The organism is Stenotrophomonas maltophilia group sp. RNC7, from assembly GCF_030910085.1.
Taxonomy (GTDB): Bacteria; Pseudomonadota; Gammaproteobacteria; order Xanthomonadales; family Xanthomonadaceae; genus Stenotrophomonas; species Stenotrophomonas sepilia.
In genome coordinates, this window is the sequence record NZ_JAVFVN010000809.1 from 1 (window position 1) to 20770 (window position 20770).

General features: G+C 66.7%; 16 protein-coding genes. 11 read left to right on the forward strand and 5 right to left on the reverse strand.

Annotated elements, in window-relative coordinates:
* Window positions 1–194 precede the first annotated feature (194 nt).
* Window positions 195–1193 (reverse strand): polyprenyl synthetase family protein, encoded by a 999-nt coding sequence (locus RCF13_RS19405; RefSeq protein ID WP_061479203.1) that lies wholly within the window; start codon window positions 1191–1193, stop codon window positions 195–197.
* Between the two features lie 214 nt (window positions 1194–1407).
* Here RCF13_RS19405 and RCF13_RS19410 point away from each other — a divergent pair, with 214 nt between their 5' ends.
* Entirely contained in the window at window positions 1408–3021 is a 1614-nt protein-coding gene (locus tag RCF13_RS19410; protein ID WP_134968733.1) for an alpha-glucosidase, read from the forward strand.
* A 220-nt stretch (window positions 3022–3241) separates the two neighbouring features.
* Here the strand turns inward: RCF13_RS19410 and RCF13_RS19415 are convergent, their stop codons facing one another.
* Together RCF13_RS19415 and RCF13_RS19420 are read right to left on the reverse strand one after the other, a co-directional pair.
* Window positions 3242–5998, reverse strand: coding sequence for a TonB-dependent receptor (locus RCF13_RS19415; protein ID WP_181357890.1), 2757 nt, complete (start codon window positions 5996–5998; stop codon window positions 3242–3244).
* Between the two features lie 275 nt (window positions 5999–6273).
* Complete coding sequence (locus RCF13_RS19420; RefSeq protein ID WP_061479201.1) at window positions 6274–8328, reverse strand: glycoside hydrolase family 97 protein; 2055 nt, start codon at window positions 8326–8328, stop codon at window positions 6274–6276.
* Between the two features lie 237 nt (window positions 8329–8565).
* Between RCF13_RS19420 and RCF13_RS19425 the strand changes: the two genes are divergently transcribed.
* From RCF13_RS19425 to RCF13_RS19450, 6 genes are all read left to right on the forward strand, one after another.
* Window positions 8566–10767: a Six-hairpin glycosidase-like protein gene (locus RCF13_RS19425; protein WP_231352598.1), complete on the forward strand. Its 2202-nt coding sequence runs from the start codon at window positions 8566–8568 to the stop codon at window positions 10765–10767.
* On the forward strand, window positions 10764–12251 hold the full coding sequence (locus RCF13_RS19430; protein WP_134969279.1) for an MFS transporter: 1488 nt from the start codon (window positions 10764–10766) through the stop codon (window positions 12249–12251). The genes RCF13_RS19425 and RCF13_RS19430 overlap by 4 nt, the downstream gene beginning before the upstream one ends.
* Window positions 12251–13966: an alpha-amylase family glycosyl hydrolase gene (locus RCF13_RS19435; RefSeq protein ID WP_134969280.1), complete on the forward strand. Its 1716-nt coding sequence runs from the start codon at window positions 12251–12253 to the stop codon at window positions 13964–13966. Before RCF13_RS19430 ends, RCF13_RS19435 begins: the two co-directional genes overlap by 1 nt.
* A 127-nt stretch (window positions 13967–14093) precedes the next feature.
* A complete protein-coding gene (locus tag RCF13_RS19440) occupies window positions 14094–14480 on the forward strand; it encodes an SseB family protein (RefSeq protein ID WP_134969281.1) in 387 nt (128 codons plus the stop codon).
* 140 nt (window positions 14481–14620) lie between these two features.
* Window positions 14621–15085: a GNAT family N-acetyltransferase gene (locus RCF13_RS19445; protein ID WP_134969282.1), complete on the forward strand. Its 465-nt coding sequence runs from the start codon at window positions 14621–14623 to the stop codon at window positions 15083–15085.
* A complete protein-coding gene (locus RCF13_RS19450; RefSeq protein ID WP_061479195.1) occupies window positions 15082–15387 on the forward strand; it encodes a hypothetical protein in 306 nt (101 codons plus the stop codon). Before RCF13_RS19445 ends, RCF13_RS19450 begins: the two co-directional genes overlap by 4 nt.
* A gap of 124 nt (window positions 15388–15511) precedes the next feature.
* On the opposite strand, the gene RCF13_RS19455 is transcribed toward RCF13_RS19450, so the two are convergent.
* Window positions 15512–16543 carry a LacI family DNA-binding transcriptional regulator gene (locus tag RCF13_RS19455; RefSeq protein ID WP_308141472.1) on the reverse strand — a complete coding sequence of 344 codons (1032 nt, stop codon included), beginning with the start codon at window positions 16541–16543 and terminating at the stop codon, window positions 15512–15514.
* 291 nt (window positions 16544–16834) lie between these two features.
* Between RCF13_RS19455 and RCF13_RS19460 the strand changes: the two genes are divergently transcribed.
* On the forward strand, window positions 16835–17407 hold the full coding sequence (locus RCF13_RS19460; RefSeq protein ID WP_043034165.1) for a single-stranded DNA-binding protein: 573 nt from the start codon (window positions 16835–16837) through the stop codon (window positions 17405–17407).
* A gap of 123 nt (window positions 17408–17530) precedes the next feature.
* Here RCF13_RS19460 and RCF13_RS19465 read toward each other — a convergent pair whose 3' ends face one another.
* Window positions 17531–18442 (reverse strand): LysR family transcriptional regulator, encoded by a 912-nt coding sequence (locus RCF13_RS19465; protein ID WP_061479193.1) that lies wholly within the window; start codon window positions 18440–18442, stop codon window positions 17531–17533.
* Window positions 18443–18540: 98 nt separating this feature from the next.
* Here RCF13_RS19465 and RCF13_RS19470 point away from each other — a divergent pair, with 98 nt between their 5' ends.
* From RCF13_RS19470 to RCF13_RS19480, 3 genes are all read left to right on the forward strand, one after another.
* Window positions 18541–18867, forward strand: a complete 327-nt coding sequence (locus RCF13_RS19470) for a nuclear transport factor 2 family protein (protein WP_061479192.1) — start codon at window positions 18541–18543, stop codon at window positions 18865–18867.
* The gene (locus RCF13_RS19475; protein ID WP_061479191.1) at window positions 18864–19646 is read left to right on the forward strand and encodes an SDR family oxidoreductase; all 783 of its coding nucleotides are present in this window, start codon (window positions 18864–18866) and stop codon (window positions 19644–19646) included. Before RCF13_RS19470 ends, RCF13_RS19475 begins: the two co-directional genes overlap by 4 nt.
* Before the next feature lie 210 nt (window positions 19647–19856).
* Window positions 19857–20753: a TIM barrel protein gene (locus RCF13_RS19480; RefSeq protein ID WP_181357916.1), complete on the forward strand. Its 897-nt coding sequence runs from the start codon at window positions 19857–19859 to the stop codon at window positions 20751–20753.
* The last annotated feature ends 17 nt before the right edge of the window (window positions 20754–20770 follow it).

The window sequence follows — 20770 nt, forward strand, 5'->3', positions numbered from 1 at the left end:
GGTGCGCCGAGCGCGACGCCAACAGCCCCCGGTGGTGCCTGTACAACGTGCGGGCGGCAAAGCGCGGGGGGTGGGCGCTGTTTTTGTTGTAGTAGTAACGCTTCGTTTAATACACGGGGTGCCGACCAACGGTGGGCACCCACCGGAATGCGGTTTTGGTGGGTGCCGACCGTTGGTCGGCACACCTCAACCCATCAGTGCGAGCGCTGCACCGCGTAACGCGCCAGGCCGCGCAGGGCCGCCACGGCGTCATTGTCGCCCAGGCCGTCGAGCGCACGCTCGGCGGCTTCGGCGTACTCTTCGGCACGGCGGCGGCTGTACTCCAGGCCGCCGGTGGCGCGGATCGCGGCCAGCACTTCCGGCATCGCCGAGGCGTCGCCGTCCTGCACGATGGTGCGCAGGCGTTCGCGGGTAGCGTCGTCGGAGTGGGCCATCGCGTGGATCAGCGGCAGCGTGGCCTTGCCCTCGGCGAGGTCGTCGCCCAGGTTCTTGCCCAGCTCCTCGGCGTTGGCCGAGTAGTCCAGCACGTCGTCGGCAATCTGGAACGCATAGCCCAGGTGCATGCCGTAGTCGAACAGGGCCTGCTGGGTGGCTTCATCCACGCCGCTGGCCAGCGCGCCCAGGCGGGTACCGGCGGCGAACAGCACCGCAGTCTTGCGCTCGATCACGCGCAGGTAGGCGGCTTCGTCGGTATCCGGGTTGTGCACGTGCAGCAGCTGCAGCACTTCACCCTCGGCGATGCGGTTGGTGGCATCGGCCAGGATCTGCATCACCGGCATGCGCTCCAGCTCGACCATCAGCTGGAAGCTGCGCGAGTACAGGAAGTCGCCCACCAGCACGCTGGGCGCGTTGCCCCACAGCGCGTTGGCGGTGCTGCGGCCGCGCCGCAGGCTGGACTCGTCCACCACGTCGTCGTGCAGCAGGGTAGAGGTGTGGATGAACTCGATGATCGCCGCCAGCTGGTGGTGCTCCGGGCCGGCCTGGCCGACCGCGTGGCCGGCCAGCATCACCAGCATCGGGCGCAGGCGCTTGCCGCCGGCGGAAATGATGTGGTCGGCGATCTGGTTGATCAGCACGACGTCCGAGGACAGCCGGCGCCGGATCAGGGCGTCGACGGCGGCCATGTCGGCCGCGGCAAGCGACTGGATCTGGGGCAGGCCCAGGGCGGGACGGGTGTCTTCGGTGATGGTCATGCGATCAGGCTTTCAGGCTCACCATCGATTATAGGCGCTGGCCGTGAATTCGGGCGCAAACCGGCCCGGGCGGCAATTCCAACCCGGCCTGCGCGGCCCTCCGCGTGAATACGTATGCAGGTTGCGCCATGCCCGCGAGGCCACCGCTAAGCTTGCCGGATCAGGATTTCGGCCCGCTGCCGGCGGGTCCCGCATGCCCGGAGGGGGGCTGTCGATGTCGCACTATCCATGGTGGCGCGGAGCCGTCATCTACCAGATCTACCCGCGCAGTTTCCTCGATGCCAACGGCGATGGGGTGGGCGACCTGCCGGGCATCATCGAGCGCCTGGACCACATTGCCGCGCTGGGCGTGGATGCGATCTGGATCTCGCCGTTCTTCAAGTCCCCCATGGCCGACTTCGGCTACGACATCGCCGACTACCGCGACGTCGACCCGCTGTTCGGCAGCCTGGACGACTTCGACCGCCTGCTGGCCAAGGCCCATGGCCTGGGCCTGAAGGTGATGATCGACCAGGTGCTGAGCCATACCTCGATCGAGCATGCCTGGTTCCGTGAGAGCCGCCAGGATCGCAGCAATCCGAAGGCCGACTGGTACGTATGGGCCGACCCGCGCGAGGACGGCACCCCGCCGAACAACTGGCTGTCGCTGTTCGGTGGCGGCGCCTGGCAGTGGGAGCCGCGCCGCGAGCAGTACTACCTGCACAACTTCCTGGTCGACCAGCCGGACCTGAACTTCCATCACCCGGACGTGCAGCAGGCCACCCTGGACAATGTCCGTTTCTGGCTCGATCGCGGCGTGGATGGCTTCCGCCTGGATGCGATCAACTTCTGCTTCCACGACGCGCAGCTGCGTGACAACCCGCCCAAGCCGGCGGAGAAGCGGGTGGGGCGCGGCTTCAGCCCGGACAACCCATACGCTTACCAGTACCACTACTACAACAACACCCAGCCAGAGAACCTGCCGTTCCTGGAGCGCCTGCGCGCGCTGTTGGATCAGTACCCGGGCGCGGTCAGCCTGGGCGAGATCTCCTCGGAGGACTCGCTGGCGACCACCGCCGAGTACACCCGCGAAGGCCGCCTGCACATGGGCTACAGCTTCGAGCTGCTGGTGGATGACTACAGCGCGGCCTATATCCGCGACACGGTCTCGCGGCTGGAAGCGGCGATGACCGAAGGCTGGCCGTGCTGGGCGGTTTCGAATCACGACGTGGAGCGGGCGGTCAGCCGCTGGGGCGGCCACCCGGCCGATCCGCGCCTGGCGCGGATGCTGGTGGCGATGCTGTGCTCGCTGCGCGGCTCGGTCTGCCTGTACCAGGGCGAGGAACTGGGCCTGGCCGAGGCCGAGGTACCGTTCGAGGCACTGCAGGACCCCTACGGCATCACCTTCTGGCCGAATTTCAAGGGCCGTGATGGCTGCCGCACCCCGCTGCCATGGACCGATGCGCCGTTAGCAGGTTTCACCAGCGGCCAGCCCTGGCTGCCGATTCCGGCCGAGCACCGGGCGGCGGCGGTGGCCGTGCAGGAACGCGACCCGCATTCGGTGCTGGCGGCGTTCCGGGCGTTCCTGGCCTGGCGGCATACCCAGCCGGCGCTTCTGCATGGCAACATCAGATTCCTTGAAAGCGCCGAGCCAGTGCTGCTGTTCGAGCGTATGCTTGCAGATGAAACCCTCCTGCTGGCCTTCAACCTGTCGGCCGAGGCAGTGACCCATCCGCTGCCGCCGGGCAACTGGCAGCAGGTGGCGGTACCGGGCCCGGATGCGGGCACGGTGCAGGGCAATGAACTCCAGCTGCCGCCGCGCGCGGTGTATTGCGCCCGATGCAGCTGACCGTTTTCTCCGGTGGCGGTACTTGCGGGGACGGGGCCGAAGCGCCCCGTCCCTTTTTTGTGGGTGGGCCTTGCCGACCAACGGCCGGCATCCGCGCAAAAGAAAACCCGCTGCCTGCGCAGCGGGTTTCCGGTCCTGCTCCTGGCTTCCGTCGCCGGGCATGGCCCGGCGCTACCGATGGGGTGGTTGCCGGCCAGCGGCCGGCACGACCCGGCCGTGATCAGAACTTGTAGTTCACGCCCAGCATGTAGGTGCGGCCCCACTCGATGTACTCCAGCGGGCGGTCCTTGCTGCCGGCGTAGGTGCGGTACGGCTCGTTGGTCAGGTTGCTGCCCTGCAGAAGCAGGGTCAGGCCACGCAGGGCACTGCTGTCGCTGAAGGTGTAGCTGATCTGCGCATCGGTCACGTTCTCGCCGACCACGTAGCGCAGGCTGCGGTTGCCGTTGAAGTTGCCGATCTCACCGATGAAGTCCGAACGGCGGCGCTGGCTCACCCGTGCCTCGAAGCCGCTGCGCTCGTAATACGCGGTGAAGTTGTACACGCGCTTGGACAGGCCCGGCAGGCTGATCGGATCACTGCCCACGCTGGAGGCGCTCTCCGGGTCCAGGATGGTGATGTCGCTCTTGTTGAAGGTCGCGCTGGCCTGCACGCCGAAGCCACGCAGGCTGTCGGTCAGCATCTCCAGCGGGAACGATGCGGTCAGTTCCAGGCCCTTCAGCGTGCCGCCCTTGCCGTTCTGCGGGGCGGAGAAGGTGCCGGTGGTCAGCACCGGTGCCGTCATGCCCGGCGGCGGCACGTAGCTGCCCAGCAGCGCGGTGAAGTCGTAGTTGTCGACCGATTGGGTGTAGACGTAGCTCTTCAGGTCCTTGTAGAAGATCGCGGCGGCCACGTAGGCCTTCTCGCCGAAGTACTTCTCGTAGGACAGGTCCAGCGCGGTGGCACGCCACGGGTCCAGCAGCGGATTGCCGCCGCTGCCGCCGGGGCGGCCGGTGCCGGTGTCCACGCCGAACTCCAGGCCGGCGCGCATCTGGTCCACGCGCGGGCGTGCGACCTGCTTTGCAGCGGCGAAGCGCAGCGTCTGCTGGTGCGGGAACAGGAAGGCCAGGTTCAGGCTCGGCAGCCAATCGTTGTAGGTGCGGCCGTTCGAGTACGGCTGCACGTTGTTGCCGGCCGACTGCGAGCTGTCCCAGTAGCGCGAATCCGAACTCTGGTCGGTGTGCTGCATCTGCACGCCGATGTTGCCGCGCACGCCGACTTCACCGATGTCGGCGTTGATGTTCAGGCGCGCCCAGGCGGTGGTGATCTTCTCCTGTACCGTCCACGACTTGGGAATCAGGTAGTCCAGGTTGTCGACCGGGTTGAAGGTCATGTAGCGGCCCACCGCGGCGGGCACGTTCCAGGCCGGGATGGTGCCGAGGCCGGCGAAGCCCAGGTTGACCGGGCGGTACTGCAGGTCCGAGGCGATGTTGGCGTCGCCCTGCGCACCCAGCAGGATGTTGCCTTCGGACTGGGTCTTCACCTTGCGGCGGTCGGCATAGTTGACGCCGATGTCGATGTCCGGCGCCCACGAGGCGATCGCTTCGGGCAAGGCGATCGTTGCGGCCAGCTTGCCACCCTTCAGGCGGTCTTCCACCTGCGGCACCTTGCCGTAGCCGGAGCCGTAGATGGTGTTGGTCAGGAACAACGCGTCGGGGTTGGAATAGTTCAGGCCCGGGCTGATCTGCGAGAAGCCGTTCTGGCGGATCGACACGCCGACCGTATCCAGCTGCGGCATCGGGGTCAGCTGCAGGTTGTTTTCCAGGTTCAGCTCATCGCGCGTGGCCTTGGAGTAGTTCAGGTCGGCGACCAGCTTGACGCCACTGAAGTTGAACTCGTTGTTCCAGCCGAACGCGTCGATCTTGTCCTTGCGCTTGTTGTACATGCCGCGTACCAGCGGGTACACGCCGCTGGCGGTGCCGCCAGTGAACGAACCATTGGCGTTGACCTGCGGGTTGCTGACCAGCAGGCCCGGGGTGTAGTTGCCGTTGTAGTTGCTCAGGTTCAGCTCGAACTGGTTGGCGGTGTCGATCTGCTCGGCTTCGGTGTGGAATGCATCGAAGGTGCTGGTCCAGCTGTTGTTCGGCCGGAACTGGATCGTGGCCATCACGCCGTCGCGCTTGTTGTTGCCGGTGCGGCGCAGCGCTTTGATGCCATCGGAGAAGTAGGTGCCGGCACCCACGCCCGGACGGTCGCCCTTGTCGGTGTGCTCGGTGGTCCACGGTTCGTACAGGCCGACCTGGTTCTCCTGGATCGGCATGTCGCTGTGCGCATAGCCGATGGCGATGCCCAGGGTTTTGTCCAGGAACTGGTCGATGTAGCTGGCGCTGAAGCGGTTGCCGTACGGATCGGTGTTGGCGGCGCGGCCCAGCGAGCTCTTCTGGTAGCGGCCACTGACCGCGATCACGCGCTCGCCGAAGCTGAGCGGGCGCGCGGTCTGCATGTCGATGGTGCCCGACAGGCCCTGGCCGACCAGCGCCGCGTCCGGGGTCTTGTACACGGTCACGCCGTTGACCAGCTCGGACGGATACTGGTCGAACTCGACGCCACGGTTGTCGCCGGTGCTGACCACTTCGCGGCCATTGAGCAGGGTGGTGGCGAAGTCCGGCGACAGGCCGCGGACGCTGATTACCTGCGCGCGGCCCGCCACGCGCTGGGCGGCCAGGCCGGGCAGGCGCGAGATCGATTCGGCGATGCTGACGTCGGGCAGCTTGCCGATGTCTTCGGCGGAGATCGCTTCGACCACCGAGGTGGCGTCCTGCTTGACCGCGATCGCGCTCTCGATGCCGCGGCGGATGCCGGTGACCTGCACCGTATCGAGGTTGGTGGCGGCGGTGCCGGCCGGTGTGGTGGTGCTCTGCGTGGACTGTGCCGACGCCAGCGTCGGCGCCAGGACAACGGCCAGCGCGATGCTCAGCGCGCTGCGCTTGTGGTTCAACATTTTCCCCTCCCAGGCAATGTTGCAGATCGATTTGTGAGCGTTCCGGCGGCGCCGTGAACGTGCGACGCGGTGGCCGCTGTCGTCGCCGCTATGGTAGGCAGCGCGTTCTTCGCGGGAATCACCCTGCATACGTATTCAATGGCGTCTGCAGGGATGTAATCGCTTTCATGTGTCTCGTTCTGTAGAGCCGAGCCCATGCTCGGCTGCATTTCGGTGCTACGCACCGCCGCCCGAGCGTGGGCTCGGGCGCTACGGGGGCGCATGCAGGAAAACGTTCAGCGGATCGGCGTGAAGCGAATGGCCTGGCCACCGCCGGGTGCCAGCACCAGCGTCACTGCATCGGCGCTGGTCACTTCGCGGGTTTCGCGAACGAACGCGAATGGATTGCTGCGGAAATCCGCGCCCTCGCCATCGCGGTAGATCTCGGCGCGGTAGCGCACGCCAGGTTCCAGGAAGCCCAGTGACACCGGCAGCACGCGGCCGTGTTCATCGGTGATGCTGCCGAGGAACCAGTCGCGGCTGTTGCGGTCGCGGCGCACGATCGTCACGTAGTCACCCACTTCGCCATCGAGCACGCGGCTCTGCTCCCAGTCCACCGCCACGTCCTCGATGAAACGGAACGCCTCGCGATGCTGCAGGTAGTGTTCGGGCAGGTCGGCGGCCATCTGGATCGGGCTGTACAGCACCACGTACAGCGCCAGTTGGCGGGCCAACGTACTGGGGATGGCCTGGCCGTGGCGGCCCTTCAGGCTGAGGATGCCGGGGGTGTAGTCCATCGGCCCGGCCAGCATGCGGGTGAACACCAGGTTGACCTCGTGCTCCGGCGGGTTCGGTGGTTGGCCCCAGGCGTTGTACTCCATGCCGCGAGCGCCTTCGCGCGAGATCCAGTTGGGATAGGTGCGGCGCAGGCCGGTGTCCTTGATCGGCTCATGCGGGTTCACCGACAGGTGCCGGCGCGCGGCTTCCTGCACCACCTTCAGATGGTGGCGGGCCATGAACTGCCCGTCATGCCACTCGCGCCACAAGGGGCCCCCCGTGGGATTGCGGCGGTCGACCTGGCCGTCGTCGCAGACGTAGCCGGTCTTGAACTGGTCCACGCCCAGCCGTGCGTACAGGTCCAGCGCGGCGCCCAGCTGGGCCTCGTAATGTTCGATGGCGCAGCCGGTTTCGTGGTGACCGATCAGGTGCACGCCCTTGTTCAGGCCATACGCCGACAGCGATTCGATATCGAAATCGGGCGTGGCGCGGGTGAAATCAAAGTCGTAGCCATTGCCCACCCACATGCCGTCCCAGCCCGGATTCCAGCCTTCCACCAGCACGCCGCGGAAGCCGTGCGCCGCGGCGAAGTCGATGACTTTTTTCGTCTTGGCGGTGGTAGCCGCATGCTTCCGCCCGGTCGCCCAGCTCTCGTTGTCCAGGTGCATCGACCACCACACGCCCAGGTACTTGGCCGGCTTCACCCAGCTCACATCACCCAGCGCATTGGGTTCGTTGAGATTGAGGATCAGGTCCGATTCGACCAGGCCACCGGCGCGGTCGGCGATCTGCAGCGTGCGCCACGGCGTGGCGAAGGGCAGGGTGCGGCGCACCTTCCAGCCTTCGGCCGAGGGCGAGAGCTGCGCGCGCAGGCGCTGCCCCTCGCTGCGGCGCAGCCACATGCCGGCGTAGTCCACCAGCGCGGCCTCGTGAATGGCCACATGCAGGCCATCGCGGCTGCGCAGGGTCATCGGCGTATGCACCAGCGGTACTTCGCGCAGCGGGGTGCGCTGGTACAGGTACTCGTAGTGGATCGGCTCGCCGGCGGGGATCCACCAGGCGGTGGAGTCCTGTGCGATGGCGAACTCGGTCAGCTCGTCATCGATGATGGCCTCGCGCAGATTCGGCTGCTCGGGGAATACGTAGCGGAAGCCGAGGCCATCGTCGTAGACGCGGAACACTACATCCAGCCGGCGCTTGCTGCCGGTGGTTTCGGCCAGCTGCACGGTCAGTTCGTTGAAATGGTTGCGGGTAAGCCGGCGTTCGCCCCACGGCTGCTCCCAGGTGTCATCGACGCTGCGCCGCTGCTGGCCCAGCAGGGTGAAATCGCGGTCCAGGCGACCGTCGCGCAGGGCGAAGCCGAGCTTCGAATCCTCCACCACAGTGTCGCCCAGGCGCTCGACCCGGTAGCGGGCCGTGCCGCCGTCCAGCACCAGGCTGACCTTCAACACCTTGCCCGGCGATTCGACGCTGGCCACCTGGGGCGCGGCCTGGACCAGCGTGGCCCATCCGATCAGGGCCAGGCCCAGCATGTGCGCGAATACCGCGCGTACAGCAGTGGGTGACATCGGCAATTCCCCTCCCAAGGCGCCGTTGGCAGACCCGGACCATAAGCCAGCGCGGCGGGTGCGCTACCGCGCGACGCCATGAATACGTATGCAACTGGACGCAGCCGACAGCCCCGCGTCTACCATGGCGCCAGGGCACCTTGAGGGAGGGGCCGCGCCCGCCCGCCGGCAACGACGGTGCGGACCTACAACGCGTGCAGAGAGGGAGGGAGGCCGACGGGCGCGAGCCGGTCCGCCGCTTCGATGCTGAAGATCATTTGTCTGACCGCTGCCCTGGGGGCAGCGCTGGGGACGACCGCGCAGGCGGCCGACCTGCAATTCGACGGCCGCCATGCGCGCGCCGAAGCCGCTGCCAAGGGCAGCTTCGTGCTGCATGCGCGCACACCGGAAGGGCGCGGCGAGGTGCGCATCGCGCCGATGCCGATGCGCAGCCAGACCGGCAGCGTGATGTTCGATGCCCTGTTCGCACTGGCCCAGCAGGAGATGGACCAGGACCGCGTGGATGCGATCCGTGATCCCGCCTTCGACGAAGGCCGGCCGGTGCCCTGCGAGTGCTTCCAGACCGGCGCGCGCTGGCCCTATGTGTGGACGCGCGATGTCAGCTTTGCCGCCGATCTGGCGCTCGCACGCCTGGACCCGAAGCGCACCCGGCAGTCGCTGCAGTTCAAGCTGTCGGCGGCGCGCGATGGCCATACGCCCGGCCTGTTCGTTGCGCAGGACACCGGCTCCGGCGGCAGCTGGCCGATCAGCAGCGACCGCGTGGTCTGGTTCCTGGCCGCGCGTCACCTGCTGGAGGATCGCGCGTTTGCCGACCAGGTCTGGCAGGCGCTGCAGGGCACGCTGGCGCAGGACCGCGCGATGGTGTTCGACGCGCGGATGGGCCTGTACCGCGGCGAGACCTCCTTCCTGGACTGGCGTGAGCAGACCTATCCAGACTGGACCCGCGAGGATGTGCGTTTCATCGGTGATTCCTACGCACTGTCCACCAACGTGCTGCACTACCAGGCACTGCGCCTGGCCGAACGCCTGGCCGGGCAGCGCGGCGATGCCCGCGCTGCCGACTACAAGGCCTGGGCCGATGCATTGGCGCAGCAGATCGATGCGCGCTTCTGGCGCGAGGATATCGGCCAGTACATGAGCTACATCGGCGAAGCCGCGCACCCGGTGCCGTACGCCAAGGTCGATCTGCTCGGCCTCTCGCTGGGCATCCTCGCCGAGGTGCTGCCGCCCGAGCGCGCGCGGCGTGCGCTGGCGGAGTATCCGATGGGCCCGGCCGGCAGCCCGGTGGTCTGGCCGCAGGAAGCACAACAGCCGATCTATCACAACCGGGCAATCTGGCCGTTCGTCAGTGCCTACTCGCTGCGTGCGGCGCGGCAGCTGGACGATGCGCCGCGCATTGCCGCCGAGATCCGCTCGCTGATGCAGGGTGCCGCGCTGGCCGGCTCCAACATGGAGAACTACGAGCTGGTCAGCCAGGCCGTGCATGTCGATGAAGGTGCGCTCAGCGGGCCGGTCGTCAATTCGGAGCGCCAGCTGTGGTCGGTGGCTGGATATCTGTCGATGGTGGTCGAGGGCGTGTTCGGCGTGCAGGACGATGGCCGCGTGCAGCCCAAGCTGCCAGCCGCGCTGGTCCCCGAACTGTTCGGCAAGCAGCGCCGCATCTCCCTGGAGGCCGATGGCAAGCGCTATGTGCTGGAGCGGCCGAAGCAGGTGGGTGATGGCCTGCTGGTGGCGGGCGAGGTAAAGACGCGTGGTGCCACCACCACCGTGCAGCTGGTGGCCACCGCAGCGGCACCGCGCAGCGTGGCGACGACGGCCGACGCCAATGCGCGCGCACCGGCCACGCCGGCCGCACCGCAGGCGCGACGCGAGGGCAGGGGCTGGAATGTCGAGGTCGCTGCCGGCCAGGTGCTGTGGCAGGACGGCCGCGCGCTCACCGCCAGCAATGGCCTGGCACGCATCGGTGACGATGGCCTGCAGCATTGCCTGAGCCTGACCCGGCGCGGCGGCGCATTGGAATCGCTGCACAGTCCGATGGTCTGCGTCGGTCCGCAGCAGCGATTGAAGGGTGCCGAGCGCTGGCAGTTCACCTCGGCCAAGGCGGGGCAGGTGCGCCTGCGCCTGCAGTACAGCAACGCGAATGGGCCGATCAACACGGGCGTGACCGCCGCGGTGAAGCAGCTGGTGCTGCAGTGCCCGGGCCAGCCGTTGCAGCGGCACACCGTCACCCTGCCGCACAGCGTGGCCGTGCAGGACTCGACCTCGGCGACGTTCCCGGTGCCGAAGGGCCGATGCGCGGTCACGCTTGAAGAGGGCTTCAACATGAGCACACTGCAGCACTTCGCGCACTACACCGGGGGCAAGGGCGGGCGCGACGGCGTGCTCAACCAGGCGCAGGTGCAGGCGCTGACGGTGGCGCCCGTGGCCGTAGAGGGCGCGCGATGAATCGCCCCGCCAAACCCCAGCTGTCGTTCTGGCAGATCTGGAACATGTGTTTCGGTTTTCTCGGCATCCAGTTCGGCTTCGCCCTGCAGAATGCCAACGCCAGCCGAATTTTCGAGACGCTGGGCGCGGACATCGACGCGGTACCGGGGCTGTGGATCGCCGCGCCGCTGACCGGCCTGCTGGTGCAGCCGGTGATCGGTTACCTGTCCGATCGCACCTGGACGCGCTGGGGGCGGCGCCGTCCGTTCTTCATGATCGGTGCGGTGCTGACCACGCTGGCCCTGCTGGTGATGCCGAATTCACCGACGCTGTGGATCGCGGCCGGCACGCTGTGGGTGCTCGATGCCTCGATCAACGTATCGATGGAGCCGTTCCGAGCCTTCGTCGGCGACCAGCTGGCGCCACGCCAGCGTCCGGCCGGCTATGCGATGCAGAGCTTCTTCATCGGTGTGGGCGCCATCGTCGCCAGCTTCCTGCCGTTCATCCTGGCCCACTTCGGCGTTGCCAATACGGCCGCCGCCGGTGAGGTGCCGGACACCGTGCGCTATGCGTTCTACTTCGGCGCGGCGGTGCTGCTGGCGGCGATCACGTGGACGGTGGTCAGCACCCACGAATATTCACCAGCAGAGCTGGCTGCCTTCGATGATGCCGAGCCGCCGGCGCATCATGCGGGAGCGGTGATCAACGGCCCGGCGCCATGGACGCGGGTGGCCCTGTGGCTAGGGCTGGGTGTGCTGTTGGCGCTGCTGATCACCTGGCGGCAAGGCGACAGGATGCTGTACGTGCTGGCAGGCCTGTGCGCCGGCTACGGCCTGCTGCTGGCGGCCGCGCGCGCGTTGCCGGCCACGCATATGCTGGCCGCCATCGTCGGCGACCTGCGCGCGATGCCAGTGACCATGCGCCGCCTGGCGTGGGTGCAGTTCTTCTCATGGTTCGCGCTTTTCGCCATGTGGATCTACACCACTGCTGCGGTGGCCGGTACCCACTTCGGTTCGACCGATCCACAGTCGGCGGCCTACAACGAAGGTGCCAACTGGGTGGGCGTGCTGTTTGGCGCCTACAACGGCTTCGCTGCGCTGGCGGCGGTGCTGATTCCGCCGATGGTGCGTGCGATCGGCCTGCGCTGGAGCCACCTGGTCAACCTGTGGCTGGGCGCTGCCGGCCTGGTCTCGCTGATGTTCATCCGCGACCCGCACTGGCTGCTGCTGTCGATGGTAGGTGTGGGCTTTGCCTGGGCATCGATCCTGTCGTTGCCGTATGCACTGCTGTCCGACAGCGTGCCTGCGTCGAAGATGGGTGTGTACATGGGCATCTTCAATTTCTTCATCGTGATCCCGCAGCTGGTGGCGGCCAGTGCGCTCGGCTTTGCCCTGCGCGCATGGCTGGGTGGCCAGCCGATGCATGTGCTGGTGCTGGGCGGCTGCAGCCTGTTCGTCGCCGGCCTGTGCGTGCTGCGGGTTCCGTCCCGTCCGGAGGTGGTGTGATGCGTGGTGTACTGGCTGTTGCCGTTTCCCTTGCCCTGTTCGCCGGCCAGGCCGTGGCCACGCCGCGCCCGGACTACGTCGGCACCACCGAACCGTTCGCCAGCGATGCGGTGTACTTCGTGGTCACTGACCGCTTCGTCAACGGTGATCCATCCAACGATCATCGCGGCCAGGGTGGCGCGCACCGCACCTTCGACATCCCGTTGCCATGCCCGGACAAGGTGGACGGCAACATCGGCTACCTCGGCGGCGACTTCCGTGGCGTGCTCGACAATGCGCAGTACATCCGCAACCTGGGGTTCGGCGCGGTGTGGATCACGCCGATCATCGACAACCCCGACCAAGCTTTCACCGGCAGCAAGCCGATCAGCTGCACCAGCACGCTGACCGACCGCGGCAAGACCGGCTACCACGGCTACTGGGGCATCAACTTCTACAGACTCGATGAGCACCTGCCCAGCAGGGACCTGGACTTCGCCGGACTGACCAAGGGCCTGCACGGTGCCGGCCTGAAGGTGGTGCTGGACATCGTCGGCAACCACGGTTCGCCGGCCTGGACCATGCCGACACGGCAACCGCAGTTCGGTCAGATCTTCGACAAGGATGGAAAGTTGATCGCCGACCACCAGAACCTGCCGCCGCAGAAGCTGGACCCGAAGCACAACCCGCTGCACGCGTTCTACAACAACATCGGTCCGGTCGACAGCAAGGACGGCTCGATCTTCGACGGCAACCTGGCCGAGCTGTCCGACTTCAACCAGGACAATCCGGCGGTGATGGATTACCTGGTCGGCGCTTACCTGCAGTGGACCGCGCAGGGCGTGGACGCATTGCGCATCGACACCATCGGCTGGCTGCCGCACCCGTGGTGGCATGAATTCGTCAAGCGCATCCGCGCCGAGCACCCGGGCATGTTCATGTTCGGCGAAGCCTTCGACTACAACGCGGCGACCATTGCCGAGCACACCTGGCCGGCCAACGCCAATGTCAGCGTGCTCGACTTCCCGTTGCGCGGTGCTCTGGAGCAGACCTTCGGCACCGCCGGCAAGGGCTTCGAGACCCTGGCCGAGCCGCTGCACCTGAGCGGCGGCCCGTATGCCAATCCGTACGAGCTGATGAGCTTCTACGACAACCACGACATGCCGCGCCTGCAGGCCAGCGACAACGGCTTCATCGACGCGCACAACTGGCTGTTCACCGCACGCGGCATTCCGGTGGTCTATTACGGCTCGGAGACCGGCTTCATGCGTGGCCGCGCCGAGCACGCAGGCAACCGTGCCTACTTCGGCCAGCCGCGTGTGGACGCTGCGCCGCAGAGCCCGATCTTCGCGCCGCTGCAGCGTATCGCCAAACTGCGTGAAGCGACCCCGGCACTGCAGCGTGGCTTGCAGGTGAACGAGCGGCTGCAGGGCGATGAGGCCGTGTTCTTCCGCGTGCTGCAGCACGGTGACGTGACGCAGACGGCGCTGGTGCTGCTGAACAAGGGCGATGTGGCGCGCACCTTCGAGGTGGACCGCTACCTGCAGGCCGGCACGTGGCGTGACGCGCTGGATGGCGGCACGGTGAAGGTCGAGCGGCAGCTGAAGACCGACGTGCCGGCGCATGGGGTGAAGGTTTACGTGCTGGATGCGCCCGTGCAGCAGCCGGCACTGCAGGCCGAACTGGACAAGGCGATGGCCGACCAGAAGGCGCGGGACGTGCGTCTGGGGCGTTGATCGGCCTGGGCCAGGCGGCTGTAGAGCCGAGCCAATGCTCGGCTGCGCTTCTGAGGAGTAAAGATAGGGGCAGCCGAGCGTGGGCTCGGCTCTACAATACGAGCCCCTATCTCCCCGCCGTATCGCCATGACCGACCTCGCTCCGCAGACCCCGATCGAAACCCTGCTGAAGGCGGCGATGGATGGGGAGGTGCCGATCCGCGCCTTCATGGAAGCCTTCGTCGCCTCCGAGGTGGTGCTGCAGACCGGCAGCCTGGTGACCCCCGATGGCAGCGGTTTCGACCCGCTGCTGTTCGACAAGCAGGGCACGCTGCACGTGGCCGTGTTCACCGATCCATCGCGGGTGGGCATCTACAGCCAGCAGGCCGAACACCAGATCCGCTGGCTGATGCTGGACGTGCTGCGCCGCGTGCCCGGCGGCTACGGCGTGGTGATCAACCCCGGCACCCCGCTGGGCTTCGAGATCTCGCCCAGCGGCGTCGGCGAGATCCTGAAGGACTTCGCCCAGGGTTGATTGTCATGTAGAGCCGAGCCCATGCTCGGCTGCCGTTCGCGCCATGCCGGATCAGTCGAGCACGGCGCGACTCTACAGAAGGCTTCCCTTCGAGCGCGGTCCGTGATCCTCTTGGGCAATATCGGGATCAAGGCATTGCCATGGAATTCAGGGTATTACCCGCTGGCGCACCGGAACGGCAGCAACTGGCCGAGTGGTACCACGCACAATGGGGCCAGGACGCCGGCCTGACACTGGAACAGGAACTGCAGCGGCTCAATCCGCCGCAGGACGCCGAAGGTTTCCCGCACCTGATCGCCGCCTTCGATGGAGACCAGTTGGTCGGTGCCGTGCAGCTCAAGCGCAGGGAGATGCAGGCATTCCCGCAGTACGAACATTGGCTGGGCAGCGTGTTCGTGGCCGACAGCCATCGCGGGCGTGGGCTGGCTGGTGCGCTGGTGGAGCAGGCAACGGCGCAGGCGGTGCGGATGGGGGTTTCCGAGTTGTATCTACAGACCGAAGCGCTGGATGGCGGCCTGTACGCTCGGCTAGGCTGGAAGCCGCTGCAGGAAGCCGACAACCGCAGCTATCGCGTGCTGTTGATGGTGCGCAGGTTGGTCGCATGAGCGTTTCCACAGCACACCATTCCCGCTCGGCCCTGATCTTCCTGATCGCTGCCATCGTCGCCGCGCTGGTGTCCATGCCCGTGCTACGCGCGGTAGGCATGGTGCAATGGCCGGTGTTTGTCATTGCCTGGTTGATCAACCTGGGCGCCGCCTGGCATCTGGGGCAGTGGGCACGCGGGCAGGGCCGTTCGGCCTGGGCATTCGGGGTGACGGCAGCACTCGGTACCGTCGCCTCGATCGTGGTCTACGTGCTGCTGGCGGTGCTGGGGCCCCGGCCGTCGCCGCCGCGCAGTCCGCGGTGAGCCCGTGAGTACATCGCCGGAGATCCGCTTCCATTGCCTGGCCGGCAACGTGTGATCGCCGACGGTGAGGCCGCCCGAGTGGCGCGGCCGCACTTGGCGGCTGACCGCTCCGCGCAGGGGGGCCTCAATCGCGGACCGAAGACTCTCTTACCACCAGCTTCACCGGGATGCTCTGGCTCTCCACCGGCTGCCGGCCGATCAGCGTCAGCAGGCGCTCCACCAGCAGCTGGCCGGCCTGCTTGGTGTCCTGCTGCACCGTGGTCAGCGCCGGGGATACCGAAGCGGCCAACGGGATATCGTCGAAGCCGGTCACCGCCACGTCCTGCGGTACCCGCAGCCCGGCCTCGCGCAGGGCGCGGATCGCGCCGATGGCGATCAGGTCGCTGGCCGCGCAGATCGCATCGACCGGTTCAGCGCGCGCCAGCAGCGCCTGGCAGGCCTGCTGGCCAGAGGCTTCGGTGGTGATGGCGTCGTGCTGCAGCGGCGGTTCGGCGGCCAGGCCATGTTCCTGCAGGGCCGCGACGTGGCCGCGGTAGCGCTCCTGGAATTCGGGGTAGTGGCTGGAGGCATGGCCGAGGAAGGCGATGCGGCGGCAGCCCTGCAGCAGCAGATGGGTGGTGATGTCATGCCCGCCCTGGAAGTTGTCGCTGCCGATCGAGACACCGGGCTGGCCAGGCAGGGCGGCGCCCCAGCGCACGAAGTGCGTGCCCTGTTCGACCAGCCGCTGCAGGCGGTCGCGCGATTCGTGGTAGTCGCCGTAGCCGAGCAGGATGATGCCGTCGGCCTTGTTGCTGTCTTCGTAATCGGCCTGCCAGTCGGTGGACAGCTGCGGGAACGACACCAGCAGGTCCTGCCCGTGCAGGGCGCAGGCGCGGGTGATCGAGCCCAGCATCGAATGGAAGAACGGGTTGATCAACGAGTCGTCGTTGGTCGGGTCCTCGAAGAACAGCAGGGCCAGCGTGCCGGCATTGCGCAGGCGCAGGCTGGAGGCGTTCTTGTCGACCTTGTAGTTCAGCTCGCGGGCGATGCGCAGGATGCGCTCGCGGGTCTCGGCGTTGACCATCGGGCTGCCGCGCAGGGCCCGCGACACGGTCGGCTGGGAGACCCCGGCCAGGTGGGCGATGTCGAGGGAGGTGGCTTTGCCTTTGATCGTCATGGGCGGGCGGAGCGGGCAGATGGAAGGTGCCCGGGCATGATGCCATGCGCCGACGCGAATGCCCCTCTGAACGTCGGTCGGGGCGCAGGTAAGTCATTGCCGGACAAGGAAATCAGCCTGATCCTTCGGGGCGGTCGGGGTCTCCTGACCGGGCGGACGGCGGCGGCAATGGTAAGATGCGTCGTTCTCGCATTCCCCCAAATTTCACCAGGGGCGGCCCAGCGTACTGCACCCCGCCCGGGGCTGTGCTATCACTGGCGGTCTGCCCCTGGACAACGGACGAAGGTACCTATGGCGCGCGGCATCAACAAAGTCATCCTGGTCGGCAATCTCGGCAACGACCCGGACGTGAAGTACACCCAGGGCGGCATGGCGATCACCCGCATCAGCCTGGCCACCACCAGCGTCCGCAAGGACAAGGATGGCAACCAGCAGGAGCGCACCGAATGGCACCGCGTGGTGTTCTTCGGCAAGCTCGGCGAGATCGCCGGCGAGTACCTGCGCAAGGGCAGCTCGGTCTACGTCGAAGGCAGCCTGCGTTACGACAAGTACACCGGCCAGGACGGCGTGGAGAAGTACTCCACCGATATCATCGCCGATGAAATGCAGATGCTGGGCGGCCGCGGTGAAGGCGGCGGCGGCGGTGGCGGCAACTACGGCGGCGATCGTCCGCAGCGCCAGCAGGCGCCGCGCCAGGAGTACGGCGGCGGTGGCGGCGGCCAGCGTGGTGGCCAGGGCGGTGGCTATGGCAACCAGGGCGGCAACCAGGGCGGCGGTTACGGCAACCAGGGAGGCAACCAGCGTCCGCAGCCGCAGCAGGCGCCGCCGATGGACGACTTCGCTGACGACGATATTCCGTTCTAAGCGCATCTTCGGTGCATCCCGACAAGGGCTCCTGGCATGCCTGCCTGGGGCCCTTGTCGTTCTTGAGGCACTGCCGGGATCCTGTTGTCCGGCGGCGGCCGATGCGGACGTTCCTCGATGTTGTCACCGATTACCGAACACGCCCTGGTCCAGCAGGCAATCAATGAACGCACCCAGCAGGGCGGGGCGGTGCCGCCTGTTCGGGTAGTAAAGAAAAAGCCCGGGGCGCGAGACCGACCAATCCGCCAGTACCCGCACCAGCAATCCCTGGGCCAGCAGTTCCCCCACGCGATCCTGCTCGAAGTGATAGGCGATTCCGAGGCCGGCCAGTGCCGCTGCAATCCCGACGTCAGCGTGATTGGTGACGACAGGACCGTCCACGGCGACCTCCAGGTGGCGGCCTCGCTTCTTGAACTCCCATCGGTACTGCCTGCCGTCACTCTGCAGCCGCCAGTTGATGCAGGCGTGATCCTGCAGGTCCGCCGGAATTCGCGGTGTTCCGCGGCGTGCCAGGTAATCCGGTGACGCCACGGCCACCATGTTCAGGTCCGGGGTGAGGCGGATGGCCACCATGTCCTTCTCGAGCTGACCACCCACGCGGATGCCCGCATCAAACCGGCCACTGACGATGTCGCTGAGCGCGTCGTCGACCACGATGTCGACAACGACATCAGGGTAGGCCTGGTGGAAGCGGGCAAGCCGCGGGGCAATCAGTGTTCTCGCGGCGATGCCCAGCGTATTGATTCGCAGGGTCCCGTTGATCCGTCCGCTCGCTTCGCTGGTTTCAGCGACCGCTACCGCCAACTCCTGGAACAGCGGCGCGATGCGCGCGTACAGTCGTCCGCCACTTGCCGAGGGTGCCACGCTTCGTGTTGTGCGATTCAGAAGGCGGGTGCCGAGACGGCCTTCCAGTTGACGGATGGTCTGGCTCAGGGCCGAGGGCGATACCCCCAGATGTTCCGCCGCCCGCGCGAAGCTCTGACGTTCCACTACCGCCACGAAGGCCTTCAGTTCAGCGAACTCGGATCCGCGCATTATGTAAGATTCGTGACATAACCCATTCGGATTATAGGGCATTCACTTAACCGACCTGCGTGCACATCCTGAGCGCCTCACCACTGCAGGAGCCAGGAATGAATGCGTTGACTCTCCCGGAACCCATCGCCGCGTACTTCGCGGCCGAACATGACCCCGAAGTGCTGGCGCGTTGTTTTGCCGCCCAGGCTGTGCTGAAGGACGACGGGCACACCCTCGTCGGCGTCGACGCCATCAAAGCCTTCCTGGCCGAGGCATCGGCCAAATACAGCGCCACCAGCGTGCCGAGCGCCATCGAACGGCAGGGGAAACACCACGTTGTCCGTGCCATCGTGAGCGGCAACTTCCCCAGCAGTCCGATTCTGCTGAGCTACCGTTTCGAACTGGAACGGGGCCTGATCGCATCGCTGGAGATCACCGCATGAGCTTCGATCTTCAACTCGGTGGCCTGCGGGCCGTGGTGACCGGAGGCACGGCCGGTGTGGGGGCGGCCGTGGTCAGGACCCTCGCCGAGGCCGGGGCCAGGGTGATGACGTCGGCGCGCAGCCTGCCGGCACGCCCGGTGGAAGGAGTCGCCTACGTAGCCGCCGATCTGTCGACGGCCGAGGGCACCGGCATTTTCGCCCACGCCGTGCTGCAGGCATGGGGCGGCGCAGACATCCTGGTCAATGTGCTGGGGGGATCAAAGACACCTGGCGGCGGCTTCGCAGCGATCAGTGATGCGCACTGGCTTGCCGAGCTGAACCTGAATCTGATGCCGGCGGTGCGTCTGGATCGTGCCTTGCTGCCATCCATGCTCGCGCAGCGCGCTGGCGTGATCATCCACGTCAGTTCGATCCAGCGCATGCTGCCTCTGCCGGAGTCCACCACCGCGTATGCCGCCGCCAAAGCGGCACTCACGACCTACAGCAAGTCGCTTTCACGAGAGGTCACCCCCAAGGGCGTGCGGGTGTTGAGCGTAGCGCCGGGCTGGATCGAGACAGAAGCATCCCGGGAATTTGCAGAGCGGATCGCGGCAGAAGCGGGAACCGATTATGAAGGTGGCAAGAGGCTGGTCATGGACTGGCTCGGCGGGATCCCGGTGGGACGGCCCGCGGCACCGCAGGAGGTGGCCGATCTGATTGTGTTCCTGGCGTCTCCCCGGTCGGCGTCGATTGCCGGAACGGAGTATCGGATCGACGGCGGCACGATTTCGACGCTGTAGCCAACAGGCGTCGTCCTGCTCCCACCGCCAGAAGGAAAGCCTCGCTCACGCGGGGCTTTTGTTTGCCAGGTCGGCTGCGGAGTTGTGCCTCGCAGCATTGATTTTCGTGCACTGCGACTTGCAAACACACAAATTCCTCCCCTATGGTGCAATCGATTGCATTGCAGTGAATCCTCAGTGCTTGATGTCGGTTGGGAGGCCGGCAGATGGATGTCCATCCATTCGATCAGACCGGCCCCGGCGATGGGCATCACGCGACGCGACGCGCTACGCCTTGCGGTTGCCGGCGGCATTGGCCTGGGGGCTGCAGGTGTGCTCCCTGCATTCGCGGCCGATGCCCCCCTCAAAGGCACCTTGAAGCACTCCGTCGCCCGTTGGACCTTCCCGCAGCTGTCGGTTGCCCAGCTCTGCGCGACGGTGAAGGACATCGGTTTCGCCGCGATCGACCTGGTCGGTCCCGAAGACTGGCCCACGCTGAAGGCCCACGGCGTCTACAGCTCGATGTGCAACGGCGCGGAGCTGGGCCTGACCAAGGGTTTCGCCGGCCGCGAGTTCCATGACCAGCTGGTAGAGCGCTACACGCGGCACATCGATCTGGTGGCCGATGCCGGTTACCGACATCTCATCTGCTTCTCCGGCAACCGCAATGGCATGGACCCCCACGACGGCTTGGCCAATGCCGAAGCCGGCCTCAAGCGCATCCTCGGGCATGCCGAGAAGCGCGGCGTCGTGCTGGTGATGGAACTGCTGAACTCCAGGGTCGATCATCGCGACTACCTGTGCGACCACTCCGCATGGGGCGTGGAGCTGTGCCAGCGGCTCGGCTCGGACAATTTCGGCCTGCTCTACGACATCTACCACATGCAGATCATGGAGGGCGACATCATCGCCACCATCGGAAAACACCATGCCTGTTTCAAGCACTACCACACCGCAGGCGTGCCCGGCCGGAACGAGATCGGAGACCAGCAGGAGCTCAACTATCCGGCCATCTGCCGCGCGATCCGCGACACCGGTTTCAAGGGGTATCTGGCGCAGGAGTTCATGCCTGCCGCGCCCGATCCCGTTGCTTCATTGCGCGAGGCGATCCGCCTCTGCGACGTCTGAAACGATATCCACCCAGG

What these genes read in the sequence shown, in the direction of transcription:
- RCF13_RS19405 (WP_061479203.1), bottom strand. Translation starts at nt 1,193, where the DNA reads ATGACCATCACCGAAGACACCCGTCCCGCCCTGGGCCTGCCCCAGATC.
- RCF13_RS19410 (WP_134968733.1), top strand. Translation starts at nt 1,408, where the DNA reads ATGTCGCACTATCCATGGTGGCGCGGAGCCGTCATCTACCAGATCTAC.
- RCF13_RS19415 (WP_181357890.1), bottom strand. Translation starts at nt 5,998, where the DNA reads ATGTTGAACCACAAGCGCAGCGCGCTGAGCATCGCGCTGGCCGTTGTC.
- RCF13_RS19425 (WP_231352598.1), top strand. Translation starts at nt 8,566, where the DNA reads ATGCTGAAGATCATTTGTCTGACCGCTGCCCTGGGGGCAGCGCTGGGG.
- RCF13_RS19430 (WP_134969279.1), top strand. Translation starts at nt 10,764, where the DNA reads ATGAATCGCCCCGCCAAACCCCAGCTGTCGTTCTGGCAGATCTGGAAC.
- RCF13_RS19435 (WP_134969280.1), top strand. Translation starts at nt 12,251, where the DNA reads ATGCGTGGTGTACTGGCTGTTGCCGTTTCCCTTGCCCTGTTCGCCGGC.
- RCF13_RS19440 (WP_134969281.1), top strand. Translation starts at nt 14,094, where the DNA reads ATGACCGACCTCGCTCCGCAGACCCCGATCGAAACCCTGCTGAAGGCG.
- RCF13_RS19445 (WP_134969282.1), top strand. Translation starts at nt 14,621, where the DNA reads ATGGAATTCAGGGTATTACCCGCTGGCGCACCGGAACGGCAGCAACTG.
- RCF13_RS19450 (WP_061479195.1), top strand. Translation starts at nt 15,082, where the DNA reads ATGAGCGTTTCCACAGCACACCATTCCCGCTCGGCCCTGATCTTCCTG.
- RCF13_RS19455 (WP_308141472.1), bottom strand. Translation starts at nt 16,543, where the DNA reads ATGACGATCAAAGGCAAAGCCACCTCCCTCGACATCGCCCACCTGGCC.
- RCF13_RS19460 (WP_043034165.1), top strand. Translation starts at nt 16,835, where the DNA reads ATGGCGCGCGGCATCAACAAAGTCATCCTGGTCGGCAATCTCGGCAAC.
- RCF13_RS19465 (WP_061479193.1), bottom strand. Translation starts at nt 18,442, where the DNA reads ATGCGCGGATCCGAGTTCGCTGAACTGAAGGCCTTCGTGGCGGTAGTG.
- RCF13_RS19470 (WP_061479192.1), top strand. Translation starts at nt 18,541, where the DNA reads ATGAATGCGTTGACTCTCCCGGAACCCATCGCCGCGTACTTCGCGGCC.
- RCF13_RS19475 (WP_061479191.1), top strand. Translation starts at nt 18,864, where the DNA reads ATGAGCTTCGATCTTCAACTCGGTGGCCTGCGGGCCGTGGTGACCGGA.
- RCF13_RS19480 (WP_181357916.1), top strand. Translation starts at nt 19,857, where the DNA reads ATGTCCATCCATTCGATCAGACCGGCCCCGGCGATGGGCATCACGCGA.